The 12,541-nt window shown below is 61.6% G+C and carries 13 protein-coding genes; 3 read left to right on the top strand and 10 right to left on the bottom strand.

Annotated elements, in window-relative coordinates; all coding sequences use genetic code 11:
* Positions 1-146 precede the first annotated feature (146 nt).
* Both G6N53_RS16205 and G6N53_RS16200 read left to right on the top strand, forming a co-directional pair.
* Positions 147-593, top strand: coding sequence for a hypothetical protein (locus tag G6N53_RS16205; RefSeq protein WP_163890036.1), 447 nt, complete (start codon positions 147-149; stop codon positions 591-593).
* Positions 594-601: 8 nt separating this feature from the next.
* Complete coding sequence (locus tag G6N53_RS16200) at positions 602-2,125, top strand: hypothetical protein (protein ID WP_163890034.1); 1,524 nt, start codon at positions 602-604, stop codon at positions 2,123-2,125.
* A gap of 133 nt (positions 2,126-2,258) precedes the next feature.
* On the opposite strand, the gene G6N53_RS16195 is transcribed toward G6N53_RS16200, so the two are convergent.
* The 10 genes from G6N53_RS16195 to G6N53_RS16155 form a co-directional block, all read right to left on the bottom strand.
* Positions 2,259-3,503: a hypothetical protein gene (locus G6N53_RS16195; RefSeq protein WP_163890032.1), complete on the bottom strand. Its 1,245-nt coding sequence runs from the start codon at positions 3,501-3,503 to the stop codon at positions 2,259-2,261.
* 458 nt (positions 3,504-3,961) lie between these two features.
* Positions 3,962-4,150: a hypothetical protein gene (locus tag G6N53_RS16190; RefSeq protein ID WP_163890030.1), complete on the bottom strand. Its 189-nt coding sequence runs from the start codon at positions 4,148-4,150 to the stop codon at positions 3,962-3,964.
* 30 nt (positions 4,151-4,180) lie between these two features.
* The gene (locus tag G6N53_RS16185; RefSeq protein WP_163890028.1) at positions 4,181-5,041 is read right to left on the bottom strand and encodes a hypothetical protein; all 861 of its coding nucleotides are present in this window, start codon (positions 5,039-5,041) and stop codon (positions 4,181-4,183) included.
* Positions 5,042-5,164: 123 nt separating this feature from the next.
* Positions 5,165-5,542 carry a hypothetical protein gene (locus G6N53_RS16180; RefSeq protein WP_163890025.1) on the bottom strand — a complete coding sequence of 126 codons (378 nt, stop codon included), beginning with the start codon at positions 5,540-5,542 and terminating at the stop codon, positions 5,165-5,167.
* Between the two features lies 1 nt (position 5,543).
* Positions 5,544-5,996: a hypothetical protein gene (locus G6N53_RS16175; protein WP_163890023.1), complete on the bottom strand. Its 453-nt coding sequence runs from the start codon at positions 5,994-5,996 to the stop codon at positions 5,544-5,546.
* Positions 5,997-6,295: 299 nt separating this feature from the next.
* A complete protein-coding gene (locus tag G6N53_RS16170) occupies positions 6,296-7,564 on the bottom strand; it encodes a DUF3631 domain-containing protein (protein ID WP_163890021.1) in 1,269 nt (422 codons plus the stop codon).
* Between the two features lie 23 nt (positions 7,565-7,587).
* Entirely contained in the window at positions 7,588-8,484 is an 897-nt protein-coding gene (locus G6N53_RS16165) for a bifunctional DNA primase/polymerase (protein ID WP_163890019.1), read from the bottom strand.
* Positions 8,485-8,486: 2 nt separating this feature from the next.
* Positions 8,487-8,759, bottom strand: coding sequence for a DUF6011 domain-containing protein (locus tag G6N53_RS30635; protein WP_353961936.1), 273 nt, complete (start codon positions 8,757-8,759; stop codon positions 8,487-8,489).
* Positions 8,756-8,956, bottom strand: a complete 201-nt coding sequence (locus G6N53_RS16160; RefSeq protein ID WP_163890017.1) for an excisionase family DNA-binding protein — start codon at positions 8,954-8,956, stop codon at positions 8,756-8,758. Before G6N53_RS16160 ends, G6N53_RS30635 begins: the two co-directional genes overlap by 4 nt.
* Positions 8,957-9,526: 570 nt before the next feature.
* A complete protein-coding gene (locus G6N53_RS16155) occupies positions 9,527-10,651 on the bottom strand; it encodes a tyrosine-type recombinase/integrase (protein ID WP_163890015.1) in 1,125 nt (374 codons plus the stop codon).
* 322 nt (positions 10,652-10,973) lie between these two features.
* Between G6N53_RS16155 and G6N53_RS16150 the strand changes: the two genes are divergently transcribed.
* Complete coding sequence (locus G6N53_RS16150; RefSeq protein WP_163890013.1) at positions 10,974-12,017, top strand: hypothetical protein; 1,044 nt, start codon at positions 10,974-10,976, stop codon at positions 12,015-12,017.
* Positions 12,018-12,541 lie beyond the last annotated feature (524 nt).

Raw genomic sequence — 12,541 nt, 5'->3', positions numbered from 1 at the left:
TCCCCTTTATGTTCGCCAACAATAACAGAATATCTGTAATGTGTCAGATTCCGGGATGAATCGCAGGAAGTGCTGCGCCCGGCAGGACCTCAGCTTGTTGTACGTTCTTCCTGCGCCGCACAACGCGGCCTGGAGATACTGCCCCTATGGACGACATCTGGACAACCCGCGACCTTCCGGTCCTGAAGGCCGTCGTGAGGATCTTCATGGCGACCGGGGAGGCCAACATCGACGTGGACTACGTCTACCGCCTAACGCGTATGCCCAAGGCCGATGTCCAGCGTGCCTTGCGAGCGCTGTATGCCCAGCCTTTCCTCCAAGAGGCCGGAAAACAGGTCCAAGCTAACGGTGAATTCTGGTACGTCGGGGCGCCAACTGGTGAAGCCCTTCGAGTCGCCGGTGCGTGGCCGACTCCCGAAAACCTCCTCGAACGGCTTGTAGCTGCGCTAGAAAACGCTGGCGAAGACGAGGCGCGCGACCCTGAGGACCGCAACAACCTGAAGCGGGCCGCGTTGTGGCTCAGCGGAGCCTTCTCTCAAGTCGCCCTCGGCGCCCTCGGCGGCGCCGGCGGCAACATCATCAGCGGCGGATAGTCGGGTACATGCCAAGGGAAGAGGTTGAGCTCGTCCTTCCGGGCGTGCTCTTCGGCGGGGATCCCCGCGGCTTCCTTGACTATCTTGGCCTGCACGGCCGACCGCTCGGTAACAATCGATGGAAGGTCTGGCCGAACAACGACAAGCTATTCATCAGCCATCACCTCCTAGCCGACGACACCGAGTTCAGCAACCGCTTCGACCACCTGAATAACATGCCGATATCCTCCCCCCATCTCGACGACCCCGAGACCGTCGCAAGGTTCGCCGAGATGGACAGACAACTTGCCGAGCGCATGTCTGGAGAATCAGACATCGCCGCGCATTTTCACAGCATCCAGGCCAGCGTTCTGAAATGTTCGACTCACAAGGAACTGATCGAAGCAGTCGAGCAGGCTTGCGCAATGCTCAGTACAGCCGCCGTCGGCGCAACCAACGAACTCTTGTTCGCTGGTCTGTCGGCGCACTTGCTGATCGCAACAGACCTGCTCGTTCATCGAGTCCGGCTTCCTGCCATCCTGTTTCGGTTCGACCAAGATACTGATGCCGTTAACACAATCGCCGGCCTCGGCGACGAGGGCGGCTACTTCGCATCATCGACAAAATGGTTCCACGGCATCATCAGTGCGTCCCACTACTTCGGCCCGCTGCTCGGCTGCCTCGCTCCGGGATTCTGGTGCATCCCCGCCGGGCGCCCCCCAGCGACGATCCTCTTCAATCTGGGAACTGGGATCGCAGGATACCGCCACACACCAATGGAACCAATGCAGTTACTGCCGGCCGAGGGTAGAGACGAGCCTGTCTCGAAAGTTGAGCTGTCCCCCGAGACGTGCAGAGTCGCTATCACTTGGTGGACTAACCGTCTCAATCAAATGTTCGGGTATCTCTGCGATCCAACGACTTTCAGCAATAAGCAGGGAATCTACGACCCCTACGAACACCAACATTGGTTGCTTACTTTCGGCCAGGTCTTCGAACTTACTACCGCGATACAAACTCTGAGTCGCAACTATGCTGCGCAGCGCGCCCTCATGAACACACTGTTAGATAGCTTCGCGGACAGAATCATCGACTGCGATTTCGACAGGCTCTGCAGGTACGACCACGCAAAGGACACTGCCGACCGGGTGCGGAGCAAGATGCCGGATGTGGTTGCCACGCTGCTGATGCCTCTGGCGGATAGGGCCGTTGAAGCTCTTGGCGGAGTGCGGGACGGGTTCTTCTTTCGTGAACAGCGGGGCGACAAGAACGTTGTTGTACGAATCCCGGGCAGCGGCCAGGGACATCATCGGGAGCCACCGAGAGCCGTGGCCATGCTGCTGAAGCTCTACCGCAACGCCACCCACGGCTTTGGTGGGCTTCGGCAACCTCAAAACGAGAAAGACGTCGTCGCCGAGCGTCTGCTTGCGCATCACACCGGCGAGATGCCCGACGACCTTGTGTTCCTGCCCTACCTATACCTGCTCGATACGCTTTGCCATCCTGACGCAGTTCGGAGAACGATCCTGAAACGGGCACGGGACCGAGACTAGGCGTACAAGTTGTTTCACCGGCCCATCGCCTACCCAAGAAACGCTGCGGCAGCAGCATTAGAGCGGGCGGATCACGCTGCTCCATCTCCCGATTCGGGATCATCTTCTCGCAGATCCACAACAGAGCTGTTCACTACACAGCCGGCGCCTGGAACCGTCCGCGGGCACACTTCAGCAACTCGCGGGCGTCTGACCGATCAATGCGACCATCCGCACACGCCTGTAAAAGCGTGAACAATTCACGGGTGTCAAGCACCAAGCCATCATCAGCACTGAACTCCTCGACGTCACCGTCCTGGCCACGGAGTAGTTCCGGTCTACCCGACGGATCACGCACGCGATGCTGATTAACGACATACCATTTCGCGTCCGGAAAGCGCTGAGCCTCCTTGAAGTAGGTCCGGACGAAGCGGCTTAACTTCAGTAGATCACTCGTCGATCCGCCCTTGTTATAGCCTTTCACCTCAGCGAGAGCGAGCCAACCGCCGTCCACCACTCGCAGATCCTCCAGCTTATGCCTTGCACCTTGAGCATCGCGGTCGTCGACCTCAAACCCTAGCTGCCGCAACGCCTCCGCTACAGCGTCCACCAAGTCATCACCTGTAGCGGTCAGCAGTCGCCGCTCATTGCGATCAGCGTCAGCATGCCGGCTTTCCAGTAGCTTGCGGGCATCAGCCAATTCCGATTCAAGACGTGCGGTGGTATGGATGAGCTCGCGCTGAGCATCGTCCACAACACCAAGTGCGGCTCGCTCATCAGTTGTCATCCACTCCGATCGTTGAGTCCAATCCGCGACCGCGGGGAACGCGTCTACAGATGACTCAGACCACCGCTCGAAGGCCAGAGCGACCCACCTCCGACTTGGCGCGAATCCGCCGGGGAGGTAGATAACTTCCTCGACGACAGGGATCGGACCGGCGGGCTTGTAGATCGCCGCGAATGCCCGACCATCAGCGTCTGTGATAAGCGGGATGAAGTATTCAGTCGCGTCCGTCTCTGCTTGGATGACGTCTCGCGGAAGGGGGGCCGCGCGCACAAACCTGACCACCTCTTTAAGCTCATCTCGCAGCGACTCCGGGACAGCCTCCGTCAGTATGACTTCGAATCCCACAGTCCGTTCCAACCGGAGGCGTCGTCGTTGATCGTTGAAACATAGTGGCGCTCCGCCGAACTGCAGCACTCTGAGATGCCCGGCCCGCCCGTTGGGTGTGTCGACAGAGACGATGGCATCCCAACTATCTGGACGGAACTTCTTCAACCCATTCGCATCGAGATGCGCAACGGTCGGTGCGAGACCTTCCACGATCGAATCGTCGTCGAATCCATGAAGCAGCACGCGTGGTCGCGGAGACTCGTCGTAAGTCACGGAATCAGCCACGCCAAGCAGAATACGACGCGGCTCACCATAGACCCGGCATCACGCGGTATTGCTCGCTGCCCACGTGGCGCGTGGCGGTACCCGTCCTCGGTTGTGCGCCCGGTAGGACTTCATCCGACACGCATTCGAGCACCACCGCCGCTGCGGCCCTGAAGCCCGATTCCCTACCCGTTTCCCGCACCACCCGCACGGCACCACTGGACACCAAAAATGCATTTTCACCTGCGGAAACCCCCCAACTGAGAGGTCGGGTCAGCGTGCAGGTCGAAAAACCCCAGACCCGAGCACAACGCGAGCGACCTGACCCGGGGTCTAGTCGGGCACCCCCGGGGGGAGGGTGTCCCCGGTTGGTAAGCGACGGCCGGCGCAGGTACATGGTCGGCACGTGTTGCGGGTCGTCGTCGTGGCATGTCCTTGCCCCTTCCTAGTCGGGTTTGACGCCTAGCCGTCGCTTGGCTTCAGGGAGTTTCGAGGTCGATGACGCGGTTCTCGAGGCTGTGGACGGCGTCGAGGATCGCCCGGATCGCCCTGGTGTTCGGGACTGCGCCCACTGCTGCGGTCGCTCCGGTTGCTCCGGGCCAGGTGGCGCGGATGGCTTTGGTGAGCGGCGGCAGTATGTCGGGGTCGGTGTCGAAGGTGTCGGGCATTGAGTTGACCTCTCGTTGGTTGTCGGGTGGTCAGCGTCCGCCGAGGAAGCTGCCGTTGAATGTCTGTCTCGGTGCTGGCAGGTCGGGGCGTCCGGAGCGGACTTTGGCGATTGGGTTGGCGCGGTCCTGTCGGTCCTTGAGGTGTTGTGTCAGTTCGCTGCTGGTCGGGATCCACGGTTCGGCTGCTGAGGTGACGAGCCAGCGCAGCTGTTGCGTGGGGTCGGACGGCCATGGTTCGAAGCGGGGTTTGGTTCCGTTGACGTGGACGAATCGCGCTGTCTCGACCCCGGGGGTTTTCCACAGCGGCCAGATGTCGTCGAGGTTCTTGAGGTAGAGATCGGATGCGTGGTCCTCGCCGCCGTCGGGGGGTGCGCAGTCGAAGCGTGTTCTGGGGTCAACGTGGCGCATCTGGTGTTCACGCAGTACGGCGTAGTCGTTGGTGAGTTCGGTGAGGCGTTTCCATTGCGCAGTGCGGTCGTTGGCGATGGCCTCTGCTGCGGTGGCGCAGTCACCGAGGTCGTCGACCACCTTCTCGGCATGGCCGAGGAAGGTCTGCAGCTCCTCGTGTAGCGCGGCGAGAAAGTGGTCTCGGTTTTCATTGTAGAGGTACTCAGAGCGGCCGTTGGCCTCTTTGAGGACTGAAAGCAGTGCGCCTCTGCGTATCTCCCAGAGCGGCGTGGCTGTCTTCTGCGCAACGACCTGGTCCAGCCATTCGTCGCTGATCATCCCGGTGGCCAGGGGTGCGAGGGCAGGGTCGGCTGCGGGCGGGCCGGGCAGGGTGCTCAACCGCTGGTGTGCTTGTGCTGCGACTTCTTGGGCTGTGAAGTAGTCCTTGGGGAGTAGTTCGAGTTCGAGCGCATCGAGGCGCGCTTGCATGGTTTTCGTGGTCATCGTGCTGTCGCCTTTCGTGCGGAGCGGCGTTGGGCTTCGGCTCTACCGCCGGCCCCCTTCGATGGATTGCTTTTGGGGCGGACCCTCTCGGTGAGGGCTTCCCATTCCTGATCCGAGAGGCTTTTAAGATGCTGCTCGAATGCTTCTGCCAGATCGGCCATTCCGCTTCTCCTGGGCGTATTCGGTGACTGTGAATAGGTTGAAGACCAGGCGGCCGGCGATGTATTCGCCGTCGAGATCGGAGGCGATCCGCCGGGTGTGTCGTTCTGTCATCTGCAGGATGGTCGCTGCCTCGCTTGTGCCGATCAATCTGTCTGCCTCTGATTCTGTTTCACTGCAACCGCTTTCATGTCCGCTGGGGGACATGAGGCTGGCGAGTTTGAGCCGCATTCCCAGCTTGGTCATCCAGTTCGGGACGGGCACACCGGCGCGACGTCGGCGGTCGACAAGTTCGGTGACGCAGTACAGCGCCGCCTGGGTTTCGTCTTCAGACAGGTTCATGTCACGAGTCCTCACCTTCGTGGTCATCTCGGCCACGCAGGTCGTCAGAAGCCCGTGTGCGCCAGGCGTTGGCAGCGGCGTCGGCGAGCAGGATCCGTGAGCGATAGTCAGACGCTTCCTGTTCCAGTTTGTCGAGCATGGGCGGCATGACGTGCTCGGCGATCGTGCACAACGCTGCAGAGAACACGAAGAACAGGTGCTCGATGTTGCCGTCGAGTGCCGAGAAGTAGCGGCTCAACACTTCCTCGACCGCTTCCCGGTCATCGCCGGCATCGAGGAAGTCGAACGCCGCCCGGGCGCCCCACAGCTCTTTCCCGTCGATCGTGGGTATCGCCATCATCCCGGTGAGTTCGCCGGTGTCCGCGTCGGTCATCGGCAGAGCTTTCCAGCAGTCGGCCCACGGCTCAGCGACCAGCGCCTCTTCTCGCGCTGTGTCGGCGTCCTCGCGGGCCATCGCGAGGAACTCGGGTTGGTGGCCGCGTTCGCGGTCGATCTCGTCGATGCGGCGTCGCAGGATCTCGGTGGCCGACGCTGTGAGGAGGTCGATGTCGTCGAGCGAGTCGGGAGTGGTGGGGTTGGATGGTCATCGGTTTTTTCCTTCGGGGTTGAGGGCGAACACGCCGGGGCGGCGCGGGCATTGGTGGGTTGTGGTGTCGGCGGGCAGCCAGTGGCGAACTCCGCAGATGGGACAGGCGACTTGGACGAGTCGGCGTCCGTCGGCGAGGGTGCGGCGCTGCCGGATGACGGCGCGCTTCATGCCGCACCTGCCTGGCAGCGATCGTGGTGGCCCTGCGTTTCGGTGTGAAAGCCGCACTCCGTGCAGCGGCCGGGTCCGGTGACCAACGGTGCGTGGGCGGTGACCTGCAATGTCGCCGCTGTAGCGGATGTAGCGGATTCATGGGGCGGGTCACCTAGAGGCTGTTCGTCCCCGGGTTCGTCGTCGGGCAGATACCTGGCCCAGGCTTGCTCGAACTCGGCGCGGAAATAGACCTTCTGGACCTTGCCGTCACCGATGCGTTGATCGTGGGATTCAATGCCGTACCTGCGAAGATGGCGCGCCAGGGCGCGGGCGTCGATGGGGTCACCGTTCTTCTTGAACGACGCCCACGGGGACTCCTCCACCTCGTTCAACTCTGTAAGTACGGATCCGCTACCGATGTAGGGCTGTTCGTGCTTTTTGAAGATGGTCAGGAGGTCTTTGAGAAGCAGCACACCGATCGTGGGTGCCTTCCGCATGGATGCCGCTACAAGCGCTACAGCGCTACGCCGGGCAGTGTCTGGCCAGTGCCCTCCGGCCAGATCGCCGACCGCGAGCAGCGCTTCCCACACGTCTGCGGGACGGTCCTGGATGCCCGCAGGCATGGTGGGCCAGCTGCCGACGGCCCTGGGTGCGACCGTGGCCGACCATGCCTCGAGGCGTTGCCGAAGCGTCTCGGCTTCGGGTCCGTTGACGCGCAGCCGCCACGGTTCGACCTTCTCGCCGGGTGCGCGGCGCTGCATCCTGACGATTACGCTACGAGTCATCAAGGTGTCGGGCATGTCGTCGAGGCCGGCCAACGCGACGGCGCAATAGGCCGGCAGTTCTTCGGTTTCGATGATCTTGCCGCGCACCACGCAGCGGCCCGCTACGGCGCCTTTTCGGTGTCCGGCGTTGAGCAGGCCGCGGATGTCCTCGTTCTCTTTGGCTTTGGGGCCGAACACGGTGTCGATCTCGTAGTACAAGATCGTGGGTAACCCGCCATCGTCAGACACTTTGCGAAACAGGTAGGCCGATGTGGTGTTGACGGCGTGGACGGGTCGAGGCACCAGCGGCTCGGTGACTTCAAGGGCGCGAGACTTACCGCTTCCCGGCTCGGGGCTCAGGAACGCGATTCGTGGTGTGGATTCCCAACAGTCCATGAGGTGGGTGTGGCCGATCCACAGAGTGTGTGCCCGGCGTTCGCATTCTCCGGGGTACACGACAAACCGGGATAGAAAACCGTCGATGTCATCGAGCAGTTCAGCACCGTCAGGTTCGGGCATTGGTTCGACTTCAGTCGCGTCGATCACTGGCGTACCCCCTGCAATGCCCGCGCGGCGGCGCGCATATCGCCGCCGTGGTCCAGCACTGCGTAGGCGCGGAACTTGGTGTATCCGCTTGGGTTTCCGGGTTCGGTGACGTCGAAAGCCGTGTTCGGCGAGTAGACGAACAGGCATCCATTGCGGATCGTCGCCGAGCATTTTGATGTGGCCGCGGGATGCAGCCAACGCGCGCCGTCGCCGTCAGGGTCAGCATCGAGGCACTGCCAGCCGTGTACCCCCAGGATCGTCGCCCAGGATGCTTTTACCGCGAACTCGTCGGCGATTGAAGGGCCGCCACGAAGGCCGTAGAGCGGTTTCGTTTGGCATATGTTGGCCGGGACGAGCGGGCGCAAAAGCGCCACGAGCCAGCTCGGCGGCGCAGCCACCGGGGCATCGATGCGTTCGTACCGCGTACCGGTGTCGGGGTGGATCGATGGTGCTTGCACGGTGTAGCCCGTTGAGGTCTTGATCTCCAGCCCCTTGGGCAGTCGCCGATGCGAGAGCTTGCCCTGCGGGCGGCGGAAGTACAGATGTCGTCCGCCAGCGGCCCGACCGGAGATCGTTGTCAGAGTCGCCGGAAGCACGCCGTAGGACGACTCGAGTTCGGCTAGGCCGTCGAGATCATCGACGTCGAGGACGAACATGGATTCCGGGACTCGGGCGCCTATGTTGCAGTCGCCGTAGCGGCCCGACCACAACTCAGCGACCCGCTCGGCGTCAGTCGTCGCGTCGTAGAGACCGTGACCGATGCGGCCGCACTGGCCCTTACAGGTCTGCCGTTCCAGCCCTTCAGGGTGAATCTGCTTGTACGCCGGGGCCTTACCGCGAAGTGGGAATACTGCCCACCCGTTGACGGCGTACTCGATGGCGATCGCCGACATGTTCACTTACCCACCGCCCTCGAGGCGCACACGGGGCCGCGGTGCCGGCGCACGCTGCTGGGCGCGGTGATCCAGTGCCCACAATCCAGGCAACGCGTCGAAAGCCGGAATCCACGCTCAGCCGCAGCGATGATCAGGTCCAGGTCGGCACGATCTTCGGGCGTCAGCGGTTCGTGACGTTGAAGCCCGAGCAGGCGCGTAAGATCTCTGTCAGAGGTGTTGAGGTCTCTGGGAGCGGCTCCGTTGGTGGCGGGGCCGTTTCTTTTTGTCTTCATGCCGCGCCGCCGAATGGCTGCATCGCGGCGTCGACCTCGTTGAGGTCAAGGCGGATGAGCCGACCGCCTGAGCGATAGCCGCGGAGGCGCCCGTCGGCAATCATCTGTCTGATGGTCCGATCGGTGACACCGAGGTGTTCAGCGGACTCTTGAATCGATGCCCAACGACGGGCGCTAATCGTTCCTGATTTGGTCATTACGGAGCCGTCCCCTTCGGGAACTGGCTCGCTGGCCCGTCCTAATTTGCGAGCGTCCGCCGTCTCTGCGGCATATGACCAACACCCATCGTAACGTGCTTCCGCTCGATTCCGCCCTACTCCAGCGTTAGTGGCGTGTCGGGCGTGATGTAGACCGGTTGCCTTCGCGCTGGAGGATCCCGGCGAGCGTGAAATTGTGCTGCCCACGACAGCGGCAAGAGCCTTGGACGAGCTGCCTACCGGGTTCAGCGTCTCCCTCTGCGATGGGAAAGAAAAGCCAGTCACGGTCGAGCCTGATTGAACGCTTCCGCCTTGCCATCGCCTCCGCCCGTGCCCGCGGATTCATATCGGCGGGAAGCGATTCGCGGCTGAGTTCTACAGAGCGATACCGAAGTACTCGGTACGGATCCAATGCTAGGACTTGAACAACTGGATCGCCGCACCCAGCGCAACGTATCTCATGCTCTACAAAAGCTTTTCGGCGCTGAATGGGTCGCTTGTCCAAGGCTCGGAGCTGGGCCGCCAGGTAAGAGGTCTGCGCAGCGCACTCCCGCTCCCACTGTTCTTCGTTCACTTCTCGCCTGCGGCAATCTTCGACAATAGGGCTGCGATCTGCTTGTCGCGGCCGCCGGCGACATGCTGATAACGGAGAGCCGCCTGCGGGGACGAATGCCCCAGTCTGCCCATCAGTTCCGCGAGTGTGGCACCTGTCGACGCGGCGAGGACGGCGCCCGAATGTCTGAGGTCGTGCACCCGCAAGTCGTCTCGGCCCGCCGCCTTCCGAGCCTTGTAGAACATTCGGTACAGCGCCGACGGCGCTAGGTGCCGCTCGGGGTCTCCGACCGATGGGAACAGTAGTGCTGCTTGGCCCTTGCCGACGTAGGTGTCGAGATGGTCCTCGATGACCGGCACCAGGTGCGGTGGTATGGAGATGTCGCGGACGCCTGCATCGCTTTTCGGGGTGGTCACCTTGAAGTCGTCACCAGCGCGCACGACCGCGCGGCGGACGCGGACCACCTCGTCGCGGAGGTCGACATCCTTGCGGCGCAACTCGGTGATTTCACCGAATCGCATCGCCAACCAGGCGGCCATGAGGATGAACGCTTGATAGGCGTCGGGCATCGCCTTCGTGATGATCTCGAGTTCGGCAAGGGTGGCGGGCCGGATCTTGTGCACTCGCCGAGAGGATGAAGCGCCAGAGATCCGGCACGGGTTGCTGTCGACCAGATCGTCGGCCAGGGCGGTCTGCATGATCGCCCTCAGCAGGGAGTAGGCGTGCGCCCTCATCGTCGGCGTGCCGACCGCCGTTGTGGCGTACCAACGGCGCACGGCACTTGGAGTGATGTCGCGCAGCTCGACACCGCCGAACGTCTCGAGGATGTGGTTGTCGAGCAGCTTCCGGTAGTGCTCGCGGGTGCGGTCCTTGATGCCCCGTTGCTTCAGCCAGCCCTCGGCGTACTCACCAAACGGCGCGCTGGGCCTGTCCTCCTGGCCGCTGGCGGGTGACCACAACTCACGGTCGATCTCCCGCCGTCGGTCGGTGAGCCATGCCTCAGCGTCGACCTTGCCGTCGAATGTCTTTGGCGCGATGTAGACGTTGGCGTCGGGGCCGGTGTAGCTGGCTTGCCAGCGACCGGAGTGGAATTGGCGGATGCGACCGAACTTGCGGCGCTGTCGCGCCTTGCTCTGCGTCACTGTCGTCTCCGATCCGCGCAATAAACGCGCAATAAGAAACTACATCAGACGGCACTTGCTTCCGCTTAGCTCCAGCGTTACTGTCGGACGTGTCGCCAGTTCAGAGGCTTTCTTGGCTGGTCAGACAGTTCCACACCGGCCCTCCAATGAAACTGGTTCAATCCCAGTATCGCGCACCAGCATTACTAGAGATCAAAGGCTATTTTTAACATTCGGCCGGGGCTGCATGCCCAATACGTGCCCAACCGGATCCGCTTAACTCGCCTGGGCATCGTTGTTTGGTCCGGACATTGGCGTCTGCCTGCCGTAGCCTCGTCATCCGATGGGGAACTCTGACTTTGCTGGTCTAGACATCAACGCAACCACGAACAGCGTGAGCGACGCCGCATCCGGCATGCCCGCCTGGGTCGACCAACTAGCGCCTCTCGGCATCACCGGCCTTGTCTCGGGCTTAGTCGTTGCGATCGCGACGCACTTATTGACCGTCAGACGAGGTCGGGACGAATGGTTGCGCGAGCTCCAGATCAAAGCGAATCGTGAGTTCTACGGCAGTGCGCAAGACCTTATGACCTACGTTGTGGACGGCCGCCTGCTCCAGCCAATCATTCCGCCAGGCACACAACTCGGTGCAGTTCCCGACGAGATTGCCAAACGCCGAACTGGGTTAAACCAGAAAGCGCTCGAGCTTTTAACTGTTGGGCAGGAACGGACGGTCAAGGTTGCGGGCACTGCGACGCGAATATTGCCGCGTTTCGCGTATCTGGCCGTTCCACTTCCTGGGACGGAGCACTCCGCAGCGCTCGCACAACGGAATCAAGCGATAGCAATGATGTCTCAACTCTTGGAACAGCTCGGCGCCGTATTGAGGGGAGACGTTGGACTACTCAGGAGGCGGCAACGTCGGGCGCTCGATCAGACGTGCGACCTCTTCAACAGCATCAAGGTTGAATGTGAAGTCGATGACCCTCGGTTCAAAGAGTCTCCAGACCTGCTGAAAATCTTCGGAGACTGGCAAGTCCGACCGTTGTCCGGAGCGGACCCTCCTGCAGATATCGAGCAGTACCGACTCGACACGCTCCAGACCTACATCGACACGCCAGACGACAGACATGCGATACAGGCAGTGGCCGTCAAAGCTGGAGACGAACCTTGGCGACTGGGCATCGTGCGATCACTACCAGTTGTTGTCGACTTCGAGATTCTGAAGGACGCTATTCGCTTGATTACAGGGCACATTCATGGCTTTGACTGCAAATTCTCACCAAAGTTGATTGCAAATCCGGGCGTCAACGCGTACGCCTGGATAGATATCGACGAAAGTGCTTGCCAAGCAGAGCAACCGAAAGTCGTTGCTCCGCATTATTAAGCGGTACATCGTGGACAGGGGTTGACGGATCAATGAAGTTGCCTTAGTCCCTGACAGAGGGTGCCGAACCGCGAGCGACCGTCACGGCAGTGGAGAAGCATTCTGGTAGCTGGAACATTTATCGGTGGTTGCCGCGCTGCACTTAGAACCTGGAGTTGAGCAATTGCCCCATGCCGCCCACGCGGAAGGGTCTACCGCTTCTGGCGATAGACTCGCGAATAACACTCACCTTGAATCACGCATATTAGGCGGGTGTCGCCGATACGCCGATTGTGACGTTATATCCGAGAGAGGGGTCGACGCTTCGGTGCATAGCCAACTCGGTGACCCTGCCGTCCCGCGGGTTCCATGGGCGGAATGGATGATCGTTCCCAAGTAGCGCGCCGAGTGAGTCGATCGTCGGCTTCCACAGGTTCAACCAGTTCCTGCTTGGGCCGACAACAAACGACAGATCTAGCCTGACTGGACCCTCTGGCAACTGTGCTCGATCCGCGGTCGCCTCAGCGATCTGCTCTTGCGCGGCG

Source organism: Mycolicibacterium hippocampi (genome assembly GCF_010723735.1).
Taxonomy (GTDB): Bacteria; Actinomycetota; Actinomycetes; order Mycobacteriales; family Mycobacteriaceae; genus Mycobacterium; species Mycobacterium hippocampi.
The sequence above is the reverse complement of the archived record's forward strand: the minus strand, read 5'-3'. Positions and strand labels throughout refer to the sequence as shown.